Origin of the sequence: Streptomyces sp. L7 (assembly GCF_050990935.1) — a bacterium.
Taxonomy (GTDB): domain Bacteria; phylum Actinomycetota; class Actinomycetes; order Actinomycetales; family Microbacteriaceae; genus Leifsonia.
This window is the reverse complement of record NZ_CP194644.1, coordinates 2189479-2214682: the sequence shown is the minus strand read 5'-3', so window position 1 is coordinate 2214682 and position 25204 is coordinate 2189479. Positions and strand designations below refer to the sequence as shown.

The window sequence follows — 25204 nt, the reverse complement described above, 5'->3', positions numbered from 1 at the left end:
CCATGCCCAACGGACTCATCGACGACGCGAGCCTGCGCGTCCACCCCGACGGCCTCGCGCTCGCGCTCACCATCCCGTGGTACCGCAGCCTGTGGCTCTCGTCGGTCACCACGCTGCGCCTCACGCTCGACGGCGTGGCGGTGCCGGAGGAGGATCTGACCTTCGAACTGGACGGCGTGCGGTACGGGATCGCCGACCTCCCGCAGCAGTGCGACGTGCTCTGGTACCTGCAATCGCACCCGCTGCTGATCGTGCGGCGCGAACCGGCCGCCGCCCTCGGCGAGACGTACGACGTCGAGCTGCACGGGGAGCTGCGCCTCCCGTACATGCAGATCGCGCCGGGGCAGGACGGCGGCCCGGGGATCTACGTGCCCAACGTCGTCCACCAGCGCCTGACGCTCACGGCCACCGACCACGACGCCGCGCCGCCCGCGCTCGTCACCGACGTGCCGCCCGCGCCGGAGGCGACCGACGCCGACCCGTTCCAGCTCGGCCTCACCCTGTACTCCGCGAGCGCCGAGTTCCGGGCAGGCTGGTTCGACTTCGACGGCCTGCTCGACCGGGTGGCGGAGCTCGGGATCGGCCCCGGCATCGAGATCGTCGCGTCCCAGGCGCTGCCGACCTACCCGGTGGTGTCCGACGCGTTCGTCGCCACCTGGCGGGACGCCTTCGACCGGCACGGCTTCGACGCCAGCTCGTTCGGGGCGAACCTCGACATGGGCCGCCGGCGCGACAGGGACATGACGCCCGACGAGGAGTTCGAATTCAGCGAGCTGCTGTTCCGCGGCGCGAAGAAGCTCGGCTTCCCGCTGGTCCGCATCCAGTCGGCGAAGCCGGACCTGCTGCGCCGCCTGCTGCCCGTCGCAGAAGAGCTCGAGCTGAAGCTCGCGTACGAGATCCACGCGCCGATGGGACCGAACTCCCCGGAGATCGTGAAAGTGCGTGACGTCTACGCCGAGCTCGACTCGCCGCTGCTCGGCTTCGTCGCCGACTTCTCGTCCACGATGCACAGCATGTCGCCGACGCTGCTGCGTGCCGTTCGGCGCGCAGGCCTCGGTGACGGGGAGGTGCTCCGGCTCCAGGAGATCTGGGCGACGGACGCCTCGATGCGCGACCGCCAGCAGGAGTTCATCGGCTACCTGAACTCCCGTGGCTTCGACCCGGGACGGCTGGGCTCGTTCGCCCACCTGGCCTTCAACATGCACGGCCACGTCGACCCGCACGAGTGGTCGGACATCATGCCGCAGATCCTGCACGTGCACGCCAAGTTCTACGACATCGACGAGCACGGCCAGGAGCCGGCGATCGACTACCCGGAGCTGGTGAAGGTGTTCGTGGACGGCGGCTACCGCGGCTACTGGTCGAGCGAGTGGGAGGGCCACGCGTTCGCCGAGCTCGGCGAGGTCGACCCGCTCCTGCTCGTCCGCAAACAGCACGACCTGATCCGGGCGAGCATGCGCTCGCTGCAACCCGCCGGGTAGGGCGCGCACATGACGGACACCGAGCCGGACCTTCGCGCCCTGCCGCTGACGGAGGCGCTCGCTTGGCTGCGCGAGCACGGCGAGCCCGCCGATCCGCGGTCGGACGTCGACACCGCGTCGCTGAAGCGGCGGTTCCCGCGCCTCGCCCACGTGGGGACGCGCGACCTCGTCGTGGCGGCTCCGAGCGGCCCCCAGCCCGCGCGCCTCTACCGCGACGACACCGTGCCGCACGCCGGCGCAGCGCTCGTGTGGGTGCACGGCGGCGCCTTCATCGGCGGGTACCTCGACATGCCGGAGTCCAACTGGGTGGCGCTGGAGCTCGCGGCCCGAGGCATCCCGGTGCTCGCGGTCGACTACGTGAAGTGCCTCGGCGACGTGCATTTCCCGGCGCCGTCCGACGACGTGCTCGCCGCCTGGCGGTACGCCCGGGCGAACAGCGCGGAGCTTCTCGGTGTCGATCCCGGGAGCCTGCTGCTCGGCGGCGCCTCCGCGGGAGGCAACCTCACCGCCGGCGCGGTCGCGCGGCTGCGCGATGCGGGGGAGGCGCTGCCCGCCGGACAGGTGCTGGTCTACCCGGCGCTCGACCCGGACGGCGGCCATCCCGGCGCCGTTCCCGATCCGTCGTCGCCGACCGCGCAACTCTTGCTCAACTTCGCGGGTTCGGAGGCCCGGCTGCACGACCCGCACGCCTTCCCCGGCCTCGGCTCGGTCGGCGGCTTCCCGCCGACGCTCGTCGTCGTCTGCGAGCAGGACGGACTCCGGCCCTCCGGCGAGGCGTTCGCCGCCCGGCTCGCGAACGCGGGCCGGGACGTGACTCTGCACGTCGAGCCCGACGCCGACCACGCCCACATCAACGAGCCGTCGCATCCCGGCGCGGCCCGCACCCTCGACGCCATCGCGGGGTGGATCGTTGAGCGCTGGTGAGCTGAGCCCTCCGCCCCAGCCGGGGCCGCCCGACTATGGGAGTCCCTTTCCACGGCTGATACTTTTTAGTCTGGTGTTGGAGACATGAGCGGTCTCCGCGAAGCTGAAAGGTTCGAGTTGCAGTGGAAATAAGTATCGCGCCCGAGGCGGTCATTCAGGCCGCCTCCAAGCTATCCGGCCTGCACGAGGTGCTTCCCACGGGTTCGTTGCCGCCCGTTGATGGGACGGGGGACCACATCGTCGATGTGGGGCGCCAGTCCCTCGAGGCCTGGTGGAGGGCCAGGTGCACGGAGACGGCGGGCGATGCCGCCGCCCTGCACCAACTGGTGACGTCTGCGACGGAAGCGCAGGTCCAGAGGGATCAGAGAGCCGCCGCCAACTTCGCGAACGCGGCGGGCCCGGTGGCCGCCTCCCTGGGCGAATCCAACCCGGAGCGGAAAGGTCGATACGACGCACGCGGCGAAGACCTGCCACGCGATCTCAACACGATCGCGAGCGCGGGGATCGAGGGGAACCTTCCCGAAGCGTTCATCGGCTCGTTCGACTACACCTACGACCTGACCAAGCTGAACGCCGACGGTACCGCCGTCGTCACCATCACGGCGACGAACGTGACAACACCCGAGTCCGCGACCCGCATCCCGTGGACTGACAAAGCGCCGTTCGGCCCCTACCATGTGCCGCCCTTCGACAAGATGAAGCACCTTCAGGAGACGGAGGGTCAGTTCCAGCCGATAACCCAGGAGATCACGTGGACGCAGACGCTCAAGACGCGGTGAAGACCTCGCGCCGCGGGCCGGCGCGGTGGATGCTGTGGGCACCGTGGGTGATCCCGGGGCTGCTCGTGGCGTTCGTCTGTTATCTGGTGGGTGCGTGGTTCTGGTTGCAGCGGCCGGTGCAGTTCGAAGAGCGGGACCTGTACGGGACGTGGGTGAGCGATGGCCCGCAGGTGACGCAACTCGATTTCAGACCGGAGGGGCTGATGACCATCTCCGGCGACCCGCTTCCTTACGACCCGAGGGTGCCCGATTGTCCGTCGGTCGGTGAGTACCCTTGGGAATTCTTCTCCGGTTACCATCCGAGAGTGTCAGTCGGTAGGACCTGTGGCCAACTCATCTACGCGGAGAACGGTCTGTTCACGACCGACTTGGTCCTGTCCGCCGGTGACCCGGATGATCCGCGGATGCGAATAGGGTTCACTCGCAGATAGGGCAGGCGCTCGGTGCCCCTCGGCGTCAGGTGTGGTCGCCCGCGCCCACGATGCGGCCGGCCTCCTCGAACAGCGCCCGCATCCACGTGTGCTCCGGGTCGTGGCTGTGCACGGGGTGCCACCACAACGCGTTGACGATCGGGGTCGGCTCGAACGGCAGGCCGACGGCGCGCACGGCCGCTGCACGCTTCGCGAGCGGGAAGAGCGCCGAGTGGATGATGCCGACCCGGCGGGTGCCCGCGATGAAGTGCGGGATCGCCATGAAGCTCTCGACCACGACCTCCACGTTCGGCTCGACCCCGAGCTGCTGCACCTGCCGCTCCGCCGAGGTGAACGCCGATCGGGACTGGTAGTTCATCACCCAGGGGAGCTTCGACATCTCCTCGCGGGACAGCGCGTCGCCGACCTCGTCGTTGTCCTCGGCCACGATCGCGACCCAGTCGTCCTGCCACAGGTCGACGAAGGGCAGCTCGGTGAGGAACCCGTGCGGGAGGATCATCCCGTCCACCGAGCGGAGCCGGTTCGTCGCGTCCTCGACCACCGTCGGGTTGTGCAGCATGAACCGGAAGTGCACGCCGGGCGCCTGCGCGGCGGCGAGTTCGGAGACGACGCGACCGATGGTGGTGAAGCCGTAGTCCGAGCCGAAGATCGAGAACTCGCGCACCGACTCCGCAGGGTCCCAGGTGGCCTGGCTCTCGAAGACCCGGCGGGCGGCCTCCAGCGCGATCGTGGTGTGGTCGGCCAGCCGCAGGGCCAGCGGGGTCAGCTCGTAGGTGTTGCCCCGGCGGGCGAGGATGGGGTCGTTGAAGTGGATGCGCAGCCGCGCGAGCGAGGCGCTGAGCGCGGGCTGGCTGAGCCGGAGCCGCTCGGCCGCGCGGGTCACGCTCCGCTCGGTGAGGAGCGCGTCCAGCGCGATCAGCAGGTTGAGGTCGAGCCGCGACATCAACGGGTAATCGGTCACGACGATGTGATCCTTTCTCACGCGGAGCCGGGCGATTTCACTATAAATCAGTACCAGCCCGGTGACCGGTCAGATGGTTACGCTCCGCCGCTGCCTTGATCCGCCGAAACACGTTTGGGTCGATACGAGCACCAACAATCTGGCCGGTTGCGATCGGATGGAGAGGCCGATCTTTGCGGAACACGTCCGAGTGATTCAGATCCGCGACCGCCCGATTCCAAAGGTGCAGCTTGGATTCGTGCGTGAACGCCCCCTCACAGCGCCCACCGCGTCAGATGCCGCCACCCAGCCGTACTGCGACTCCGCAATAACGTGGTAATCGATTGCGCGCGCCACGCAGGCCGCGATCCAATCGGCGAACTGGATGTTTGCGCTCAAGACGCTGTCGACATGCATCGGTGGTTCGATGATCCGCGTCATTTCTGGATGGTCCGATGCCCGGCCGAGGATGTGGGCATACATCTTCGGGAGGCGCTCAGAGCGTTGTCTCTCGTTGATCTGATCGATCATGACCATCACGTTCATGTTTCGATGATCGGCGTGCCGGGCGATGCGGTTCAGGGATTCTCGCATCGCGACAGTCTCCCGCTCCACCACGTCCAAGCGCGTCTGGGCTGGCGTGCCCAGAGGTTTCTCGTCCGCGTAGTAGAACAGGCAACCGCCTAGTTCGCGGATCCGGCGAACCAAATAGTTGAAGACTCTGAGCTGATGCGGGAACCGTGTATTCGTGTCGGGCCGGAAGATGCTCGATCCCTTGCGTTCCCAGCGCCCGGGATGCTCGGCTGCCTCGATCTCGGCTTTGAATAGTCGGCGCTTCTCAGTATCAAAGATCGCGCCGAAGTACCGAGCACTATCAGAGGGAACGATGAAGCCTGCATAGCCGAAGGCAGCGCTGGTGTTGAAGCGCGGATGGTTCCGTGCGATGAACGCTCCGGGTTCACCGATCTCGTCGATGTAGGCCAGAAGCATCTTTTGATTATGGCAAATATCACTGACGCGACGGGCTAACGCAGAAACCCACGCACGTGGCGTGGGCTTCTCGAATCGGCGCGCAGGAGACTTTTTCACTCCCCGCTACCGCAATCCAACCTAGCGGAAGGACCTGAAAAGGTGCAATAAGGGGGCGCTGTGACCATCGCATCCACGTCGCGTTCGAGGCTGTCGGGCGGGGCCGCCGCGGGTGTCTCGATCGCGTATCGACCCAGCTTATGTCTGGGATAAGCAGAACTACCGTTGTTTATCTGCTTTACCGCTGCGACACTCGAAACTGCCCCCGAGGCCGGCGACGCAGCCGCCGCCTCCCCGACAAAGAAGTCTTAGAAGAGGTCAATCCGATGAAGCACACACGCAGGAGCCGCACTGCTCGGCTCGCCTGGCTCGCCGTCCCTGTCACCGCCGGACTCCTGCTCGCCGGGTGCTCCGGCACGGGGACGTCGTCCGGCAAGGAGCCGCAGACCATCACCTTCGCCTACGGCGCGACGAACGACCAGGACAAGGCGGCCTACGACGGCATCGCCAAGTCGTTCGAGAGCCAGAACAAGGGCGTGACGGTCACCACCCAGAACCTCCCGACCGAGAGCTACGCGGCGACCATGGGGACCCGCGTGCAGGGCGGCAACGCCCCGGACACGTTCTACGCGGAAGGCGGCACCGGCCAGGCCGACTCGGTGATCCCGTTCGCCAAGTCCGGTCTCGTCCTGCCGCTCACCGACCCGGGGATCACCGCCAAGATCCCCGACGCGTCCAAGAGCCTGTGGACCTACAACGGCAAGACGTACGGCGTCCCGCTCGGCACCCAGCTCAACGGGGTGATCTACAACGACGAGCTCGCCAAGTCGATCGGCGTGAACATCGACGCGACCACCAGCCTCGACGACATCATCGCCCAGTGCGGCAAGGCCCGCGCCGCCGGCAAGACGATCTACGGCCTGGCCGGATCGACCTTCGCCAACAACGGCATCCTCGCCGTCGCCCTCGCCACCTCCACGGTCTACGGCCCGAACAAGAACTGGAACGCCGACCGCGCCAAGAACAAGGTCACCTTCGCCGGCACCAAGGGCTGGACGACCGCCCTCGAGTCGATCAAGAAGATGTACGACGCCGGCTGCTTCCAGGACGGCGCGACCAGCGCCGGCTTCGACGCTCTGACCAACGGCGCCTCCTCCGGCAAGATCCTGGGCTTCTTCGCCCCGAGCGCGGCGGCGCAGCAGATCATGCAGGCCGCGGGCGGTCACGTGAAGCTCGTCGCCCTCCCGGTCGGCGCGCCGAAGGGCACGAAGACCTACCTGTCGCTCAGCTCGGACCAGGGCGTCACGGCGAGCGCCAAGACGAAGAGCCCGACCCTCGCGTCGGACTTCCTGAAGTACATCGTCTCGGACAAGGGCCAGGAGGCCTACTCGAAGTCGGTCGGCACCATCCCGGTGAACGTGAGCGCGACCTCCACGCTGCTGCCGCAGTACGCCGGCATCAAGGACGAGATCGCCAAGAACGACACCCGCGGCTACGCGCCCACCGAGTGGCCGAACGCCAAGATCTACACCGACCTCGGCAACGGGGTGCAGGGCATCCTGACCGGTCAGATGACCGTCAAGCAGGTGCTCCAGCAGCTGGACACCGACTGGGGTTGATCCGGTGACCCGGGCGGCCGACCCTGAGAGGGTCGGCCGCCCGAATCCGGGTGGAAGGAACGAATCGATGACGACGCAGTCAGAGGTGCGGAGAATGACCAAGACGCAGACGAAGGCGCAGAGCCGGAGCCAGAGCGAGAGCCCGGCCGAGGTGCAGGCGCCGCGCCGGGTCCCGGGCAGGAAGCCGTACCGCGTACGGCTCGGGAGCTGGTGGTGGGCGCTCCCCGCCCTCGTGCTGATGCTGGTCGTGATCTACGCGACGACCATCGCAGGCGGCTTCTTCGCCTTCACGAACTGGTCGGGCCTCGGCCCGTTCGACTTCGTGGGACTGGCGAACTTCGTCAAGATCTTCCAGACCCCGGAGCTGATCGGGTCGCTGTGGAACACCCTCTTCCTGGCCTTCGGGTTCTTGATCCTCACCAACGTCTTCGGCCTGCTCTTCGCCCTTGCGCTGAACCGCTCCCTGAAGTCGCGGTACGTGCTCCGCACGCTGATCTTCATGCCCGTAGTGGTCAGCCCGATCGCCGTCTCGTACATCTGGAAGTTCATCTTCGACTACAACGGCCCGCTGAACCAGGCGATGACCTCGGTCGGCCTCCCCAAGCAGAACTGGCTCGCCGACCCGACGCTGGCGATCTGGTGCGTGCTGATCGTGATGGTCTGGCAGAACATCGGCTTCGTCATGGTCGTCTACCTGGCGGGTCTCGCGACCGTCCCCATCGAGATGGAGGAGGCGGCGGCCCTCGACGGGGCGGGTCCCTTCAAACGGTTCCGGTACGTCGTCCTCCCGCAGATCCAGCCGTCGGTCGCGATCGCGACGACGCTGACGCTCATCCAGGGCCTGCGGGTGTTCGACCAGGTGGTCGCCCTCACCGGCGGCGGGCCGGCCGGGGCGACCCAGACGCTCGCGCTGGAGGTCTACCAGACCGCGTTCACCTACCAGCAGTTCGGCTTCGGAGCGGCGCTCGCGCTCGTGCTGAGCCTGCTCATCCTCATCTTCTCCGTCGCGCAGCAGTACCTGACGCGCGATCGCTCCCTCAAGGAGGCCTGACCCGTGTTCCGGTACACCAAGAAGACCCTCACGATCGAGATCATCACGCTGATCGCCGCGGCGATCATGCTGCTGCCGTTCTGGATCCTGCTGGTCGGGTCGCTGAAGACCCTGCCCGACATCCTCAGCTCGGCCGCGGTCGCGCCGCCGACCAGCCCGACGTTCGACAACTTCGTCAAGCTGCTGTCGCCCGACTCGAACTCCTCCGGGAACATCTGGGCGGGGCTGCTGTCGAGCGTGATCATCACAACGGGCAGCATCCTCCTGCTCGTCGGGCTCGGCTCGGTCGCCGCCTACGGGATCGCCCGCTCGACGAGCCGGTGGAGCCGTCGCGCGTTCTACCTCTTCCTCGTGGCGATCATCCTGCCCACGCAGCTCGGCACGCTGCCGCTCTACATCGGCGCGCGGACGGTCGGACTGGTCGGCAACCCCTGGGGGATGGTGCTCATCTACACCGGGATGCTGCTGCCGCTGTCGGTCTTCCTCTACGCGAACTTCTTCCGCAACCTGACACCGGAGTACGAGGAGGCCGCGGTCATCGACGGCGCGAACCGGTACCAGGTGTTCCGCAAGGTCGTCTTCCCGCTGATGTCCCCGGCGACCGGCACCGTCGCGATCCTCGCCGGGCTGATCGTCTGGAACGACTTCTTCACCTCGCTGATCTTCCTGAACGGCACCCCCTGGCAGACCCTCCCGGTCGTCATGTACAGCTACGTCGGCTCGCTGGTCTCGCAGTGGAACCTGATCTTCGCGATCGTCATCGTCTCGATGATCCCGATCCTCGCGTTCTACGCCTTCGCGCAGAAGAAGTTCATCCAGGGCTACGCCGGCGGGCTCAAGGGCTGACGATGACCGACGCTCCACGGTCCGGCCCCGACCTCGGGGACGGGACCTTCCGCAACCCCGTGCTGCCCGGCGACCGGCCGGACCCGGCCGTCCTCCGGGTCGGCGAGCAGTACTACCTCACGTACTCGTCGTTCGACGCGTCGCCCGGGCTGACGATCTGGCGCTCGCCAGACCTGGTCAACTGGACGTTCGTGACGTGCGCCCTGGAGCGGCCGATGACGACGGTGTTCGCGCCCGACTTCATCGAGCACGACGGCCGGTTCTACCTCTACATCCCGTTCATCCCGAGCGCCTGGTCCGACGCGATCGCCGAGCCGCAGATCTGGGTGACCCACGCCGACAGCCCGGAGGGGCCGTGGAGCGAGCCGGTGTTCACCGGCGTCTCCGGCGCGATCGACCCCGGGCACGCGGTGGGGGAGGACGGCGAACGCTACCTCTTCGTCAACGGCATCCGCCGCTGCCGGCTGAGCCCGGACGGCCTGCGCGCCGTGACCCCGTTGGAGCAGGTCTACGACGGCTGGCAGTACCCGGACGAGTGGATCACCGAGGCCTACGCGCTGGAGGGCCCGAAGCTGTTCCGCCGCGGCGACTGGTTCTACCTGGTCAGCGCGGTCGGCGGCACCGGCGGCCCGGCCACCGGCCACATGGTGATCGTCGCCCGGTCGGCCTCCATCCACGGTCCGTGGGAGAACGCGCCGGGCAACCCGATCGCACGCACCTGGTCGGCCGAGGAGGCCTGGTGGTCGCGCGGGCACGCGACGATCCTGGACGCGCCGGACGGCTCGTGGTGGATGGTGTCGCACGGGTACGCCAACGCGTACCGCACGCTCGGCCGGCAGGCGCTGCTGGAGCCCATCGCCTGGACGGAGGACGGCTGGCCGGTGGCCGGTGCGCCCGATCTCGGCGCGCCCCTCGCCAAGCCCGCCGGAGCGTCCCGCCCGGTCGCCGTGCCCGCCCCCTCCGACGACTTCGCCGCTCCGGCCTGGGGTGAGCGCTGGGTCTTCGACAACCCCGGCAGGAGCGAGCAGGACCGGGCCGGCTTCGCCGGCGGCCTCGTGCTCCGCGCGAAGGGCGCCTCGCCGTCCGACAGCTCGCCCCTGACCACTTGGGCGATGGACGACGCCTACGAGATCGAAGTGGAGCTCGAGGTGCGCGGCGGTGCAACGGGAGGACTGCTCCTCTATTTCAACGACCGCCTGTTCTACGGGATGGGCTGGGACGGAGTCGCACTGCCGAGCTACGCCGGCGGCATCCGCACGCACTGGCGCGAGCCGGCGTCGCCCGGCGACGTCATCGAGTTCCGTCTCCGCAACGACCACCACATCGTCACCGGCTGGCACCGCCGTCCCGGCGACGAGTGGACGCGGCACGGGGTCCGCTACGACACCTCGGGCGCGCACTCGGCCACGATCAACGACCTCAAAAGCCTCCGCCCCGCGCTGTTCGCCGCGGGCGGCGGGGAGGTCGTCTTCCGCCGGTTCCGGTACCGCCCGCTCGACGGGGAGGCGCGATGACGGTCGACACGGTGACGGTCGAAATCGAGGCGCTGATCGAGCGCATGACCTGGGAGCAGAAGCTCCTGCAGCTTCAGATCGTGTGGCGCCCCGACGCCGCCGAGCGGGAGGCGCTGCTCCGGCGCGGCATCGGCTCGACGTTCTGGCCGCCGAGCGCGGCCGAGACGAACGCCGCCCAGCGGATCGCAGTGGAGGAGACCGAGCTCGGCATCCCGCTGCTGGTCGGGCTCGACGTCATCCACGGGCAGTTCACGATCTTCCCGACGCCGTTGGCGCAGGCCGCGAGCTTCGACCCGGCGGTCGCCGAGCTCGACGCCCGTGTCTCGGCGACCGAGGCCCGGTCGGCCGGAGTGAACTGGACGTTCTCCCCGATGGCCGACGTGACACGCGACCCGCGCTGGGGTCGCGTGGTCGAAGGCTTCGGCGAAGACCCCTACCTGTCCTCGGTCTTCACCGTCGCGAAGGTCGCGGGCTACCAGGGCCGGGACCTCGCCGCGGGCGACGCGCTCGCCGCCTGCCTCAAGCACTTCGTCGCGTACGGGGCCGCCGAGGCAGGACGGGACTACAACACGACCGACGTGTCCGGTCGTCGGCTGCGCGAGACGTACCTCGAGACGTTCCGCACGGGCGTGGAGGCCGGGGCCGCGACGGTGATGGCGGCCTTCAACGCGCTCAACGGCGTCCCGATGCACGCCAACCGGGAACTGCTGACGGGCGTGCTCAAGGAGGAGTGGGGCTTCGAGGGCGTGGTCGTCGGCGACGCCGACGGGGTCGCCCAGCTCGTGAACCACGGCCTCGTCGCCGACGAGCGCAGCGCCGTGATCGCCGCGATCGAGGCCGGCGTCGACATCGTCATGGGCGGGTCGCCGCTCGTGGATGCCGACGGCACGGCACTCGTCGCGCCCGGCGAGCTGTCGGTCGCGCGGGTGGACGACGCGGTGCGCCGGGTGCTCCGCCTCAAGCTGCGTCTCGGTCTCTTCGAGCACCCGTACGTTGCCGCCGACGCGCCCACGAGCGCGTCCGACCGCTATCGCGAGCTCGCGCGGCAGGCCGCGGAGCGCTGCACCGTGCTGCTGACGAACGGCGGCGCACTGCCCCTCCCGGCGTCGGGCCGCGTCCTGCTCGCCGGACCCTACGCCCGCAGCCTCGATCACCTCGGCGCGTGGGTGCAGCACTTCGCGTCGCCGGTGCGGGAGACCCTGGCCGACGCGCTCGCGGCGGAGCTGCCCGGCGTCGACTGGGATGTCGTGGACGGTTGCGGGTTCTTCGACGCGACGGAGGCCGCGCTCGCCGAGGCCGTGGTGCACGCTGCCGACGCCGACCTGGTCGTCGTGGCGGTGGGCGAGCCGAGCCGCCTCTCCGGCGAGGCGAGTTCCCGCTCGGACATCGCCCTCCCGGAGGCGCAGCGCCGGCTGATCCACGCGCTCGCGGACACCGGGGCACGTGTCGTGGTCGTGCTCGCGACCGGGCGTCCGCTCGTCGTGGAGGACTGGGTCGAGCGCGTCGACGCGCTCCTCTGCGTCTGGCACCTCGGCTCCGAGGCGCCCGCCGCGATCGCCGCGACCCTCTCCGGGCGCGTGAATCCCGGAGGACGCGTGCCGATGACGTTCCCGCGCGCCGTCGGCCAGGTGCCCATCCACTACGACCACGAGCGCACCGGCCGGCCGCCGCGGACCGGAGGCGCGCTGCTCGCCGGCGGACCGATGACCGAGCTCACCGGACCGAACAACACCGACGACTACTACACGTCGAAGTTCCTCGACCTCCCGCTCGGCCCGCGCTTCGACTTCGGGCACGGCCTCAGCTACACGAGCTTCGAACTGCACGGCTTCGCGCTGTCACACGACGTCGCGCGCGCCGATGAGCTGGAGGCCGGGATCGAGGCCGGCGTCATCGTGCGGAACACGGGCGACCGGGCCGGCGACGACGTCGTGATGCTGTTCGTCACCGACGAGGTCGCCTCCGTGACGCAGCCCGTCCGCCGCCTGCGCGGCTTCACCCGCGTGACGCTGCAGCCGGGCGAGTCCACCCGGGTCGGCTTCCGGATCCATGCCGACGACCTGCGCTTCTGGGCCGACGGCGAGCGACGTGTCCTGGAGCCCGGCGATTTCACGGTCACCGTCGGCGACGGAAACGCCGAGCAGCGGCGGACCCTGCGATTGGAGCACACGCCATGACCCTCGACCGACTCCGCGACGCCGTCGCCGGCGCCGTCCCGAACGCGATCATGCCGCTGTTCTGGCAGAAGGGCGCGCCCGTCGAGATCGTCCGCGAAGAGATGGAGCGGATCGGCGACGCCGGGATCGGCGCCGTCATCCTGGAGGCCCGGCCGCATCCGGAGTTCCTCGGCGACGGCTGGTGGCGCGATGTGGACGCAGTGCTGGAGATCGCGCGGCGCCGCGGGATGAAGGTCTGGTTCTTCGACGACGACACCTTCCCGACCGGGCACGCCGGCGGTGCGGTGGAGTCCGCGCCGGCAGAGCTGCGCCGGCGCTTCCTCAGCGAACGGCACACCGACGCGGTCGGCCCGGCGCGCGGCGCCTCCTTCATCGTGGAGCGGCGCAAGTTCTGGGGACCGGAGGCCGCGCAGGAGCCGGGCGAGCTGGTCCGCGTGCTGGCCTACCCGCGCGCCGAGGACTCGGACGAGCTGATCGGCGACCCCGTCGACCTGACCGACCGGATCGCGGACGGAGTGCTGCACTGGGACATCCCCGACGGCTGGTGGCGCGTCTTCTTCCTGTCGGTGGGGGCGGCGGCAGCGAGCGGCACGCGCGCCACATCGACTACCTCTCCGGCGCCTCCACGCAGTTGCTCGTGGACACGGTGTACGAGGCCATCCACGCGCGCTACGCCGCCGAGTTCGGCGACACGATCGCCGGATTCTTCAGCGACGAGCCGGGCCTCTACAACGACCCCGACACCTTCGACTTCGGCTCGGCGCTCGGCAAGGCCGTCCCGCTGCCCTGGAACGGCCTGGTAGCCGAGCGGCTCTCCGAGCGTCTCGGCGCCGGCGTCGACGCGCTCCTCCCGCTGCTCTGGTGGCCCGCCCAGGGCCGCGAACGGGAGGTCCGCTACGCCTACATGGACACCGTCTCCCGGCTGTACTCGGAGAACTTCAGCCGCCGGCTCGGCGACTGGTGCCGCAACCACGGCGTGGAGTACATCGGCCACGTCATCGAGGACAACGGCGCGCACGCGCGCCTCGGACCGGGCGCCGGGCACTACTTCCGCGCGATGGCCGGACAGGACATGGCCGGTGTCGACATCATCGGCGGCCAGGTCGTCCCGGGCTTCTCGCGCGGCCCGTTCGGCAACCTGTCCGGTGCCGCCGCGGGGGAGTTCTTCCACTTCGGCCTGGCCAAGCTCGCGTCGTCCGCCGCGCACCTCGACCCGCTCAAGCAGGGCAGGTCGGTGTGCGAGACGATCGGCGCCTCGGGCTGGTACGCCGGGCTCCGGCTCTTCACCTGGCTCACGAACCACCTCCTGGTGCGCGGGGTGACCCACGTCGTGCCGCACGCGTTCTCGCCCGCGCCGTTCCCCGACCTGGACTGCCCGCCGCACTTCTACGCGCGGGGACAGAACCCGCAGTACCCGTACCAGCACCTGCTCAGCGCGTACACGAACCGGCTCAGCCACCTGCTGCAGGGCGGCGTGCACGTCGCGCCGTTCGCCGTGCTCTACCACGCCGATGCGGAGTGGCTCGGCGACGCGATGGCGTCCGAGCACCCGCTCCGACTGCTGATGGAGGCCCAGCTCGACGCCGACATCGTGCCGGCCGATGCGCTCCCCGGCGCGGGGGTGGACGGTTCGAAGCTGGCCCTGGGCGGCGAGACGTACGACGCGCTGATCGTGCCGGGCAGCTCCTTCCTGCCGGAGCACGTCGCACGTGAGTTGCTGCGACTGGACGACGCCGGGGTCCCGGTCGTGTTCGTCGGGTCGGTGCCGGAGGTGTCCGGAGGCCGCGATCCCGGCGCGCTACGGATCCGGTTCCGACAGGTGTCGCAGAAGCGTTTCGTCGACGCTGCGGCCGGGATGACCGACCGCGCCGTGCGGCTCGAGCGGTCCGCGCCGTCTCTGCGCGTGCTGCGTCGAGACCTGGGCGACGCCGACGCGATCATGCTCGTCAACGAGTCGGTGCGGGACACCGTGCATACGGGCGCGACCCTCCCGCGCGCCGGCGAGGTGGTCGCCTTCGACGCCTTCACCGGGACCCTGACCGCGGTGCCGAGCACGACCGGTCGCGGTGTCGCGCGGGTGGACCTCGACCTCGCGCCGGGCGCCGCGACGGTTCTTCTGGTCGGGTCGCCGGCGGCCTGGGAGGGCCTCCCGGTCGAGCCGTCGGCCGAGCACGGCGCGACGGTGGAGGTCGCGCCGGCCTGGTCGGTCGCACTCGCGCCGGCGGGCGAGCCCGGGTTCGCCGACTGGCGGACCCTCGGCGACCTGCGCCCGCTGAGCGACCCCGACCTGCTGCCGCGGTTCAGCGGCACGGCCCGCTACACGGCCACGTTCGACGCGGCCGCCGCCGGCCTCCCGCACACCCTCGACCTCGGCGCGGTCTTCGAGTTGGCGACCGTGCGCCTCAACGGGGTGGACTTGGGCAGCCGGATCGCGCCGCCGTATGTCTTCGCGGTGCCGAAGGGTGTGCTCGCCGCGACGAACACCCTCGAGGTCGAGGTCACCGACACGCTGGCCAAGGCCCAGCCCGACTTCTTCTCCGCCTTCGTTCAGCAGGACCCGAGCGGCCTGCTCGGGCCGGTCACGCTCGCCTCCCGGAAGGAGCCGGCATGACCGACCACCGCGCCGCCTTCGAGCAGTTCTGCGACCTCTTCTACACGCGCAAGCGCGTGGCCGAGGCTTTCGCCTTCCTGGTCGCCGACGACTACCGCCAGCACAACCCGAACATCGCCGACGGGCCGGCCGCTGCGGTCGAGGCGCTGACGCCGAAGTTCGACGGCAGCCCGGAGGCGCGCTTCGAGATCCAGCGGATCCTCGTCGACGGCGACCACGCGATGGTGCATGTCAAGGCTTCCCGACCCGGCGCTCCGGACGCCGCGGTCGCGGACCTCTACCGATTCGAGAGCGGCCGGATCGTCGAGCACTGGGACGTGCTGCAGCAGGTCCCCGCGCATGCCGCCCACGACCATCCGATGTTCTGAACAGGAGAACCATGTACCAGCTCGCACCCAACATCGAACTGCTCTTCACCGAGGCCGGCGACTACCACGACCGCGTGCGCGCGGCCGCGGCGGCGGGCTTCACCGCCGTGGAGATGTGGGGCCCGACCGGCGTCGACGCCCCCGCGACGCCCAAGGACCTCCCGGCGCTCAAGGCCGCGCTCGAGGAGACCGGCACGACGCTCACCGCCCAGCTCTCCGAGCCGCGCACCCAGTTCATGATCCCGCCGTGGGACCACTCGGAGTTCTACCGCAAGCTGGACGAGGGCGTCGCCATCGCGCACGACCTCGGCTGCCCGCGCATCGTCGTCGGGAGCGGCACGGGCTTCGGCGGCTGGAAGCGCCAGGTCCAGCTCGACAAGCTGATCGAGATCTACCGGACGGCCATCGCCCAGATCGACGGGTCCGGCATCGCGCTCGCGCTGGAGCCGGTCAACGTCCGGGTCGACCACCCGGGCTCACTGCTCGACCGCACGGCGGAGGCGGTCTACGTCGCGCGCGGCGTCGACTCCCCGTTCTTCGGCGTGCTCTACGACATCTACCACTCGGCCGTGGAGGGCGAGGACATGGCGACGGAGCTCGCGAACGCGGGCGGCCTGATCGCCTACGTGCAGCTCGCCGACGCCCCCGGCCGCGGCGAGCCGGGCTCCGGCGACCTCGACTGGGCGGAGCGACTGGGCATCCTGCGGGCGTCCGGCTACGACGGCCCGATCGGGCTCGAGTACTACCCGACCCAGGAGTCCGCGGCCTCCGTCGCGCTCATCCGCGAACTGGCGGCCGCGGCATGAGCCGCTATCCCGCGGCGGTCGACGTCGCGATCGTCGGCAGCGGACCGACCGGCGCAGCCTACGCGCGCATCCTCAGCGAGGAGGCGCCCGGCGCGACGATCGCGCTGTTCGAGGTCGGCCCGACCGTCTCCGACCCGCCCGGAGCGCATGTCAAGAACATCGCGGACGCTGCCGCGCGCGCCGACGCCCAGGAGCGCTCGGAGGGACCGGGAGCCGGCGCCGACACAGTGAACTCGCCCGGCGCGGTCACCGCCGGTCAGCGCCGCGCCCGGCCAGGCACGTACCTGCTGGACGAGGGCTTCCAGGAGCCCGGCGAGGACGGCATGCCCGTCGTCGCCTTCTCCAGCAACGTCGGCGGCATGGGCGCGCACTGGACGGGCGCCTGCCCGCGCCCCGGCGACAGCGAGCGCATCGCGTTCCTGCCCGACCTGGACGCCCTCCTGGACGAGGCCGACCGGTTGCTCGGCGTCACCACCGACGCCTTCGACGGCGCGCCTTTCACGGCGCTGGTCCGCGAGCGCCTCGCGGAGGCCGTGGACGACGGGAGGCCGGCCGCCCGGCGCGTCCAGCGGATGCCGCTCGCCGTGCACCGCCGCGACGACGGCCGGCTGGTCTGGTCGGGGTCCGATGTGGTGTTCGGCGACGCGACCCGCGCCAACGAGCGCTTCGCGCTGTACGACGACTCGCTCGTCACCCGGGTGCTCCTGGAGGACGGCCGGGCCGCGGGGGTCGAAGTCCGCGACCGCCGCACCGGCGAGCCGCACACCGTGCGGGCGCGTTTCGTCGTGGTCGCCGCGGACGCCCTCCGCACGCCGCAGGTGCTCTGGGCCAGCGGCATCCGCCCGGCAGCGCTCGGCCGGATGCTCAACGACCAGACGCAGATCGTCTACGCCACCCGCATCCGGGACGCCGCGACGGTCGCGGCGGCGGACGGCGGGGGAAAGGCCTCCGGAGGCTTCGGCGCGGACGAGATGATCGACGGCTCGATCAGCGAGCAGAGCGGCGTGAGCTGGGTGCCGTACACGGACGCGGTCCCGTTCCACGGCCAGGTCATGCAGCTGGACGCGTCGCCGATCCCGCTGGCCGACGACGACCCGGTCGTGCCCGGCTCGATCGTCGGCCTCGGCCTGTTCTGCGCCAAGGACCTGCAGTGGGACGACCGCGTGGAGTTCAGCGACGACGAGCGCGACTGGTACGGGATGCCGGCCATGCGCATCCACTACCGCCTCACCGACCGCGACCGCGCGGACATCGCGCGCGCGGAGGACGAGATCGTCGCGCTGGCCACGGCCGTCGGCGACCCGATCGGCGACCGGCCGTTCACCATGCCGCTCGGCGCCTCGCTGCACTATCAGGGCAGCGTGCGGATGGGGAGACGGACGACGGTCGCAGCGTGTGCGGGCCGGACAGCGAGCTGTGGGACGCCCCCGGCGTCTTCGTCGCGGGCAACGGCGTCATCCCGACCTCGACGGCGTGCAATCCGACGCTCACCTCGGTGGCGCTGGCGGTCAAGGGCGCGCGCCGTATCGCTCGGGAGCTGGCCGGCTGAATCGGCGGCGGCTCTTGCCTTTTGCAGTAAATCGACATTAGTGTGTAGAAACACGGAATAAGTAGTCAAGGAGGACTTCGTGATCCCCGATCGCATCATCGAGCAGGGAACGCTCAGGACCACCGGCACGCGTGCCGCGGTGGACGTGCGCATCCCCTGGTACCGTGCGCTCCCGGCGTCCTGCATCGCAGGCGCCTCGCTGTCCATCGACGGCGTGCCCGCTCCGGCCGAGACGCTCCGCTGGGAGCTCAACGGCCAGGAGCGCACCTTCGCGGAGATGAAGGACGACACCGAGTCGTGGTGGTTCCCGCTCGACTCGGCGGTGCTCTCCGGAGACCTGCCGGTCGCGGCAGACGGCCGCGAGCACGAGGTCTCCGTCGACCTCACCGTGTACATCCCGTACATCGTCATCGGCGACGACGAGGTGCTCCACATCGAGGAGCACGACACCAAGACCATGAAGGCGGTGACGGCATGAGCGACGCTGCCACGACCCTCGGATCGCCGATCCAGGGGGTGACCCTCTACAGTTTCACGCGCGCCTTCCACGGTCGCGAATACGACCTCGAGGGCCTGATCCGCAAGGTGGCCGCCGACGGCTACGGCCCGGGCCTGGAGATCATCGGCTTCTCCAGCTTCCGCGGCTTCCCGGCCATCGACGACGCCTTCGCCGGCTGGTTCCGAGACCTCGTCGCCGAGACCGGGCTGGTGCAGACCTCCCTCGCGATCAACGCCGACATCGGCATCCACCGCGACCGGCTGCTGAACCAGGACGAGCTGATCGAGTACATGCGCCGGCAGATCGAGGCGGCCGCGAAGCTGGGCTTCCCGATCGCGCGCGTGCAGATCTCGATCACCCCCGACTCGATGGCCGCGCTCGCCCCGATCGCCGAGCAGTACGGCGTCACCCTCGCGCTGGAGGTGCACGCCGACCAGTACGCGTCGCACCCGCGCATCCTCGCGCTGCGCGACCGCTACGAGGAGGTCGGGTCGCCCTTCCTCGGTTTCACCGCCGACTGGGGAGCCACGACCGTCGGCTTCGCGCCGTCGCTGCTGGAGGCCTACCGCCGCCGCGGCGCCACGGACGAGCTGCTCGGCAAAGTCGTCGACCTGTGGAACGAGTTCTACGAGGCCGGGCCGCCCGCCGACCAGGCCGACCACGGCCAGCGATTCGGCCGCTTCATCGGCCTCGCCGCCCAGAACGGCCGCCCGGACCTCGGCATCGACTTCGGCATCAACGGCACCGGTCTGTTCGGCCCGGCGCGGGTGGACGACTGGCTGGAGATCATGCCGTGGATCAAGCACGTGCACGGCAAGTTCTTCGGAATCGACGAGAACCACGAAGAGCCGTCGGTGCCGGTGCGCGACCTGATCGCGCTGCTGGTGCGGAACGGCTACAACGGCGCGATCTCCAGCGAGTACGAGGGCTGGCACTGGAACTACTGGCAGTCGCCGTTCGAGATCATCCGCGACGAGCAGGCCGTGCAGCGCTCGGCCGCGCAGGACGCGGGCAGCCGGATGGTGACCGACGCCTCAGAGGCGCGCCTTCAGCTCGCCCAATGGCTGCCGAGCACGCAGTGGCTGCCGAGCACCGAGGGAGCACGCGCATGACCGACGACAGCAGCGCGGACGGCATCGCCGGCACCGGCATCGAGCTGGGCACCACGCTCTACTCGATGACGAGCGAGTTCGCCGCCGGCCTCTACACGCCAGAGACCCTGATCGCCGCGGTCGCCGAGAACGGGATCGGCCCGGGCGTCGAGTTCAACATCGCCCAGCTCCTGCGCACCTACCCGGACGTCGACGCCGACTTCGTCACGCTGTGGTTCGACTCGCTGGAGAAGTACGGCCTCGAACCGAGCGCGGTCGGCACCAATCTCGACATGGGCCGCCGCAAGGACCGCGACATGACGCCGGACGAGGAGCACGACTTCCTCGCCCGCCAGCTGAAGACCGCGCACACGCTCGGCTTCAAGCGGGTGGTCATCCGCTCGGCCGGCCGCGAGCTGCTGCGCAGCCTCCTGCCGCTCGCCGAGAAGTACGACCAGCGGCTGGGCTACGAGATCCACGCGCCTCAGGGCCCGAACGACCCCAAGGTGCTCGGCATCCGGGAACTCTACGAAGAGCTCGGCAGCGACCGCCTCGGCTTCACCGCGGACTTCTCCTCGACCATGCACAGCCTGTCGCCGACGCTGCTCGCGCAGCTCGCGAAGATGGGGATGGACGAGAAGCACTTCGCGGTCATGGACGAGATCTGGCACGAGCCGACGCCCATGCACGTGCGCAACCAGAAGTTCGAGGACTACCTCGCCGGCGAGGGCGTCGACCCGGTCGGCTTCGGCCCGTTCACCCGGCTGGCGTTCAACATGCATGGGCTCGTCCCGCCGGAGGAGTGGCTGGACATCATGCCGCAGATCTTCCACGTGCACGCGAAGTTCTACGACATCGATGCAGACGGCCAGGAGCCCGCCATGGAAATCCCGCGCATCGTGCGCCAGTTCGTCCAGGGCGGCTACCGCGGTTACCTCTCCAGCGAGTGGGAGGGCCACGCCTTCCAGGACCTCGGCGAGGCCGACCCGATCGACCTCGTGAAGAAGCAGCACGCGCTCATGCGGCGCACCATCGAGGACGCCGTCGCCGGCGTCCCGGCCTGACCGAAGGAGCTCACGGCCATGTCAGAGACCGTCGCCGAGGCGACCCTGTCCGAGCTCGTCGCCGAGGTCGCGCGCCTGCGCGAGGAGGTCGCGGCCGCTCAGGGCCTCGCCCGCCGCGCCGCCGACCGCGGCGAGATCGAGAACCTGTTCAACCGCTACATGCACCTGCACAACGCCTTCCAGGACGAGCGGATCATCCCGCTCTGGGTGAAGGACGGCACGGAGGGCATCCGCGCCCGGTACACCAACGCCGGGCAGTACACGACCTGGGAGAGCGTCACGCGCTACCACCGGGGCCGTCCATCACCGGAGGGCAAGCTCATCCTGCACGCCACGACCACGCCCGTGATCGAGGTCGCGGGCGACGGTCGGACCGCCAAGGGCGTCTGGATCATGGCCGGCACCGAGTCGGGCCTGACCGACCCGGAGGTCGCCAAGGGCAGCCCCGATTTCATGTACTCGCCCGGCGAGGTGCAGGGCAAGAAGGTCTGGGCGCACTGGGTGTGGTGCAAGTACGCGATCGACTTCCTGCGCCAGGACGGCGAGTGGAGGATCTGGAAGTTCCGCTGCTACGAGCTCGCCCGCGCGCCGTTCGAGGAGAACTGGGTGAGCTTCGGCGAGAAGAACCAGGCCGCCTTCGACCTCGACCTGATGTACTTCGGCGACGACGGCAAGCCGGTCTTCATGCCGCCGGCGGACGAGCCGGTGCCCAGCGAGAACCACCCGTACAGTCCGTCGACCGTGCAGAAGCTGGAGCCGGAGCCCCCGGCGCCGCACGACACATTCGCCGACACGTTCAAATAGGAGGACCCGATGGCCACTCACAACTCCCTGTTCTCCGACAAGGACGTCCGGCGCACCGACGACGGGATCGCCGTCTCGGTGCAGATCCCCTGGTACCGCAGCCTGTGGCTGTCCGCGGTCGACGACGTCGCGGCCACCGTGAACGGCGTCGAGATCCCGCGCGAGGACCTCCGCTTCGAGCTGAACGGCCGCAGCTACCGCGTCGAGGAGCTGCCGGAGCAGTCCGAAACGCTCTGGTTCGTCGCCGACCGGCCGGACGTCGTGATCCCGCTGGGCCACGCGCCTGCGGTGGGCGAGAAGCTCACCGTGGAGGTCGTGCTCACGATGCGCCTGCTCTACATGCAGATCATGCCGGGCGTCGACGGCGGCCCGGGCCGCTACGTCACCAACCGGGTGCCCGTCGAGCGCGAGCTGGTGCTCGCATGAGCCTGCGGGTGGCCATGATCGGCTACGGCTTCATGGGGGCCGCGCACTCGGTCGGCTGGCGGCAGGCGCCGCGGGTGTTCGACCTCCCGGAGGACGTCGAGCTCGCCGTGGTCGTCGGCCGCAACGAGCAGGCCGTGGCGAAGGCCGCGGCCAAGTGGGGCTGGGCCGAGCACGCGACCGACTGGCGCGAGGTGATCGCGCGCGACGACATCGACCTGGTCGACATCGTGACGCCGGGCGACTCGCACGCCGAGATCGCGATCGCCGCCCTCGACGCCGGCAAGCACGTCCTCTGCGAGAAGCCCCTCGCGAACAGCGTCGAGGAGGCCGAGGCGATGGCCGCCTCCGCCGAGCGCGCGGCCGAGCGCGGCGTGCGCGCGATGGTCGGTTTCACCTACCGCCGCGTGCCCGCGGTCTCGCTGCTGCAGGATCTCATCGCGCGCGGCACCATCGGTCGGGTGCAGCAGATCCGGGCCGCCTACCGCCAGGACTGGCTGGTCGACCCCTCCGTCCCGCTCGGCTGGCGGCTTCGGAAGGAGCACGCGGGCTCGGGCGCGCTCGGCGATATCGGTGCGCACATCGTGGACCTGACGCAGTTCGTGACCGGGGAGCGCGTGACGCGTGTGTCCGGGACCGTGGAGACGATCGTCCGGAAGCGCCCGGTGCTGGGTGAACGGTCGGGCTTCACCGGGAGCGCCACGGGCGAACTCGGGGACGTGACCGTGGACGATGCGGCGATCTTCACCGGCAGGCTCGACGGAGGCGCGCTCGTGTCGTTCGAGGCCACCCGCTTCGCGACCGGCCGCAAGAACGCGCTCACCATCGAGGTCTCCGGCACGGACGGCGCGCTCGCGTTCGACGTGGAGCGGCTCAACGAGCTTCGGCACTACGACCGAACGGCACCGGCCGAGCTGCAGGGGTTCACGACCATCCTGGTCACCGAGCCCGAGCATCCGTATGTGTCGGCGTGGTGGCCGCCCGGGCATATGCTCGGCTACGAGCACGGCTTCTCGCACCAGGTCGTCGACTTCGTGACCGCCATCGCGCACGGCACGGAGCTCGACCCGAGCTTCGCGGACGGCCTCGCCGTGCAGCGCGTCCTCGCAGCAGTCGAGGAGAGCGCGGCGAAGGACTCCGCCTGGGTCGCTGTCGAGGCCGCGGTCCCGGCGAACGTGTAGAGGAGACGACGATGACCCGACCGATCACCCTGTTCACCGGCCAGTGGGCCGACCTCCCGTTCGAGGACGTGGCCCGGCTCGCCGGCGAGTGGGGCTACGACGGACTGGAGATCGCCTGCTGGGGCGACCACCTGGACGTGTCCCGCTGGGACGACGACGCCTACGTGCAGTCCCGCCGCGACATCCTGGAGCGCAACGGACTGACGGTGTGGACGATCTCCAACCACCTCGCCGGCCAGGCCGTCTGCGACGACCCGATCGACGAGCGCCACCGCGACATCCTGAACGACCGGGTGTGGGGCGACGGCGACCCCGAGGGCGTGCGGCAGCGCGCGGCCGAGGAGCTGAAGCTCACCGCCCGGATGGCCGCCGCGCTCGGCGTGAAGACCGTGACCGGGTTCACCGGCTCTTCGATCTGGAAGGCAGTCGCGATGTTCCCGCCCGCCTCGGACGAGTGGATCGCCGCGGGCTACCGGGACTTCGCCGACCGCTTCCACCCCATCCTCGACGTGTTCGAGGAGGTGGGGGTGCGGTTCGCCCTGGAGGTGCACCCCTCCGAGATCGCCTACGACTACTGGACCGCGAAGGCGACGCTGGAGGCGATCGGTCACCGGAAGAGCTTCGGGATCAACTTCGACCCGTCGCACTTCATGTGGCAGCAGCTGGACCCGGTGGCGTTCGTGCTCGACTTCGCCTACCACATCTTCCACGTGCACGTCAAGGAGTCGGTCACGAACCTCGACGGCCGCAACGGCGTCCTCGGCTCGCACCTGCCCTGGGCCAACCCGCGCCGCGGCTGGACTTTCGTGTCCACCGCCCACGGCGAGGTGCCGTGGGAGCCGATCTTCCGCGCCCTCAATTTCATCGGCTACACCGGCCCGACGTCGGTCGAGTGGGAGGACGCCGGGATGGACCGCCTGCAAGGAGCGCCGGAGGCCATCGCGTTCGTGCGCGAGCTCAATGCGATCACCCCGCCCGACGCGGCCTTCGACGCCGCGTTCTCGACGAAAGCGGACTGACCACGGTGCCCGACGTCCCTCCGATGCTCAGCGCGCTCATCCTCTCGGGCCACATGACCCGCGAGCATGACAACGAGCACCGCAGCTTCCGCCTCCACAACCAGTGGATCACGACCCTGCTGGAGGACACCGGCCGCTTCCGCGTCCGGGTGGTGGAGGACCCGCGCGGGCTCGGCGCCGGGATCATCGACAAGTACGACGTGGTGATCGTCGTCTTCGAGGGCCGCGACGGCTACCACGAGAAGGCGGTCGGCTTCGGACCGGAGACGGATGCGGCGCTGCTGAAGTTCCTCCGGGACGACGGCAAGGGCATCGTCTGGTTCCACGGCTCGGCCGCGCAGGAGGACGACTGGGGCTACCCCGACGAGTACAACACGATGCGTGGATCGCGCCTGACGGTCGCCGGCGGCCTCCGCCCGCGACCGTGGGGCGAGGCGCAGCTGGACACGGTCGAGCCGCGCCACGCCATCACCGACGGGATCAGCCCGCGCTGGACGGTCACCGGCGACGACATCCTCACCGGCGTGGAGCTCCTCGACGGCGCCCAGGTGCTGCTCACCACGTACGACGACCTGGAGTCCTACGAGAACGCCCCGGTCTGGCCGATGTCGCACTACCCGGTTGCGATCCCGCCCGAGGGCATCGCCGCCCTCCCCGGCATCAACACCGACCAGCCGATCGCCTGGATCAACCAGTACGGCGCCGGCCGCTCCTTCACGATCACGATCGGCCACGACATCGACACTTTTCGCCGCATCGAGTTCATCCGGATGTTCCCGCGCGGCGTGGAGTGGGCGGCGACGGGGGAGGTCGCGCTGAGCGGGCCGGATCGCCGCGGGGAGCGGCGGTTCCTGCCGTGGCCGTACTACGGCGGGGAGGGGTAGGAGCGCCTGCTTTTGAGGGCGTGAATGATCAGGTGATCATTCAGCCGCACACCAGGCCGACGCTCGTCTGAGCCACCGGAGTGCCGGAGCCTCCTGCGCACTCCCGCTGCCGCT

General features: G+C 69.9%; 23 protein-coding genes and 1 pseudogene. 22 read left to right on the top strand and 2 right to left on the bottom strand.

Annotated features, from left to right (window positions below; all coding sequences use genetic code 11):
- The first annotated feature begins 2 nt into the window (after positions 1 to 2).
- From ACR5MH_RS11065 to ACR5MH_RS11050, 4 genes are all read left to right on the top strand, one after another.
- Entirely contained in the window at positions 3 to 1481 is a 1479-nt protein-coding gene (locus tag ACR5MH_RS11065) for a C-glycoside deglycosidase beta subunit domain-containing protein (protein ID WP_431347253.1), read from the top strand.
- A 9-nt stretch (positions 1482 to 1490) separates the two neighbouring features.
- Positions 1491 to 2405, top strand: coding sequence for an alpha/beta hydrolase (locus ACR5MH_RS11060; protein ID WP_433861757.1), 915 nt, complete (start codon positions 1491 to 1493; stop codon positions 2403 to 2405).
- A 122-nt stretch (positions 2406 to 2527) separates the two neighbouring features.
- Positions 2528 to 3184: a hypothetical protein gene (locus ACR5MH_RS11055; protein ID WP_431347252.1), complete on the top strand. Its 657-nt coding sequence runs from the start codon at positions 2528 to 2530 to the stop codon at positions 3182 to 3184.
- On the top strand, positions 3157 to 3615 hold the full coding sequence (locus ACR5MH_RS11050) for a hypothetical protein (RefSeq protein ID WP_433861756.1): 459 nt from the start codon (positions 3157 to 3159) through the stop codon (positions 3613 to 3615). The genes ACR5MH_RS11055 and ACR5MH_RS11050 overlap by 28 nt, the downstream gene beginning before the upstream one ends.
- 25 nt (positions 3616 to 3640) lie before the next feature.
- Here the strand turns inward: ACR5MH_RS11050 and ACR5MH_RS11045 are convergent, their stop codons facing one another.
- Together ACR5MH_RS11045 and ACR5MH_RS11040 are read right to left on the bottom strand one after the other, a co-directional pair.
- Positions 3641 to 4576, bottom strand: coding sequence for a LysR family transcriptional regulator (locus ACR5MH_RS11045; RefSeq protein WP_433861755.1), 936 nt, complete (start codon positions 4574 to 4576; stop codon positions 3641 to 3643).
- A gap of 195 nt (positions 4577 to 4771) precedes the next feature.
- Positions 4772 to 5545, bottom strand: coding sequence for a DUF3800 domain-containing protein (locus ACR5MH_RS11040; protein ID WP_433861754.1), 774 nt, complete (start codon positions 5543 to 5545; stop codon positions 4772 to 4774).
- Between the two features lie 365 nt (positions 5546 to 5910).
- On the opposite strand from ACR5MH_RS11040, the gene ACR5MH_RS11035 reads away from it, so the two are divergent.
- The 18 genes and pseudogenes from ACR5MH_RS11035 (at position 5911) to ACR5MH_RS10950 (ending at position 25090) form a co-directional block, all read left to right on the top strand.
- Positions 5911 to 7203, top strand: coding sequence for an ABC transporter substrate-binding protein (locus ACR5MH_RS11035; RefSeq protein WP_431347248.1), 1293 nt, complete (start codon positions 5911 to 5913; stop codon positions 7201 to 7203).
- 94 nt (positions 7204 to 7297) lie between these two features.
- Positions 7298 to 8254, top strand: coding sequence for a carbohydrate ABC transporter permease (locus ACR5MH_RS11030; RefSeq protein ID WP_433861753.1), 957 nt, complete (start codon positions 7298 to 7300; stop codon positions 8252 to 8254).
- Positions 8255 to 8257: 3 nt separating this feature from the next.
- Positions 8258 to 9100, top strand: coding sequence for a carbohydrate ABC transporter permease (locus ACR5MH_RS11025; RefSeq protein ID WP_431347245.1), 843 nt, complete (start codon positions 8258 to 8260; stop codon positions 9098 to 9100).
- A 2-nt stretch (positions 9101 to 9102) separates the two neighbouring features.
- On the top strand, positions 9103 to 10614 hold the full coding sequence (locus ACR5MH_RS11020; RefSeq protein ID WP_431347244.1) for a family 43 glycosylhydrolase: 1512 nt from the start codon (positions 9103 to 9105) through the stop codon (positions 10612 to 10614).
- Complete coding sequence (locus tag ACR5MH_RS11015; protein ID WP_431347243.1) at positions 10611 to 12791, top strand: glycoside hydrolase family 3 N-terminal domain-containing protein; 2181 nt, start codon at positions 10611 to 10613, stop codon at positions 12789 to 12791. The genes ACR5MH_RS11020 and ACR5MH_RS11015 overlap by 4 nt, the downstream gene beginning before the upstream one ends.
- A 637-nt stretch (positions 12792 to 13428) precedes the next feature.
- Positions 13429 to 15402: a hypothetical protein gene (locus ACR5MH_RS11010; protein ID WP_431347242.1), complete on the top strand. Its 1974-nt coding sequence runs from the start codon at positions 13429 to 13431 to the stop codon at positions 15400 to 15402.
- Positions 15399 to 15770, top strand: coding sequence for a nuclear transport factor 2 family protein (locus ACR5MH_RS11005; protein ID WP_431347241.1), 372 nt, complete (start codon positions 15399 to 15401; stop codon positions 15768 to 15770). The genes ACR5MH_RS11010 and ACR5MH_RS11005 overlap by 4 nt, the downstream gene beginning before the upstream one ends.
- A gap of 11 nt (positions 15771 to 15781) precedes the next feature.
- Positions 15782 to 16576 (top strand): TIM barrel protein, encoded by a 795-nt coding sequence (locus tag ACR5MH_RS11000; protein ID WP_431347240.1) that lies wholly within the window; start codon positions 15782 to 15784, stop codon positions 16574 to 16576.
- Positions 16573 to 17439, top strand: a pseudogene (locus ACR5MH_RS10995) (GMC family oxidoreductase N-terminal domain-containing protein); the annotation flags it as partial. The gene ACR5MH_RS11000 and the pseudogene ACR5MH_RS10995, both read left to right, overlap by 4 nt.
- A 287-nt stretch (positions 17440 to 17726) precedes the next feature.
- Entirely contained in the window at positions 17727 to 18125 is a 399-nt protein-coding gene (locus ACR5MH_RS10990; RefSeq protein ID WP_433862640.1) for a GMC oxidoreductase, read from the top strand.
- A gap of 79 nt (positions 18126 to 18204) precedes the next feature.
- Complete coding sequence (locus ACR5MH_RS10985) at positions 18205 to 18603, top strand: C-glycoside deglycosidase beta subunit domain-containing protein (protein ID WP_431347238.1); 399 nt, start codon at positions 18205 to 18207, stop codon at positions 18601 to 18603.
- Entirely contained in the window at positions 18600 to 19736 is a 1137-nt protein-coding gene (locus ACR5MH_RS10980; protein ID WP_431347237.1) for a sugar phosphate isomerase/epimerase family protein, read from the top strand. Before ACR5MH_RS10985 ends, ACR5MH_RS10980 begins: the two co-directional genes overlap by 4 nt.
- Entirely contained in the window at positions 19733 to 20779 is a 1047-nt protein-coding gene (locus ACR5MH_RS10975; protein WP_431347236.1) for a sugar phosphate isomerase/epimerase family protein, read from the top strand. The genes ACR5MH_RS10980 and ACR5MH_RS10975 overlap by 4 nt, the downstream gene beginning before the upstream one ends.
- 18 nt (positions 20780 to 20797) lie before the next feature.
- On the top strand, positions 20798 to 21583 hold the full coding sequence (locus tag ACR5MH_RS10970; protein ID WP_431347235.1) for a nuclear transport factor 2 family protein: 786 nt from the start codon (positions 20798 to 20800) through the stop codon (positions 21581 to 21583).
- Between the two features lie 9 nt (positions 21584 to 21592).
- Positions 21593 to 22009, top strand: a complete 417-nt coding sequence (locus tag ACR5MH_RS10965; RefSeq protein WP_431347234.1) for a C-glycoside deglycosidase beta subunit domain-containing protein — start codon at positions 21593 to 21595, stop codon at positions 22007 to 22009.
- Entirely contained in the window at positions 22006 to 23187 is a 1182-nt protein-coding gene (locus tag ACR5MH_RS10960) for a Gfo/Idh/MocA family protein (RefSeq protein WP_431347233.1), read from the top strand. Before ACR5MH_RS10965 ends, ACR5MH_RS10960 begins: the two co-directional genes overlap by 4 nt.
- Positions 23188 to 23198: 11 nt before the next feature.
- Entirely contained in the window at positions 23199 to 24206 is a 1008-nt protein-coding gene (locus ACR5MH_RS10955) for a sugar phosphate isomerase/epimerase family protein (RefSeq protein ID WP_431347232.1), read from the top strand.
- Positions 24207 to 24211: 5 nt separating this feature from the next.
- The gene (locus ACR5MH_RS10950; protein WP_431347231.1) at positions 24212 to 25090 is read left to right on the top strand and encodes a ThuA domain-containing protein; all 879 of its coding nucleotides are present in this window, start codon (positions 24212 to 24214) and stop codon (positions 25088 to 25090) included.
- Positions 25091 to 25204 lie beyond the last annotated feature (114 nt).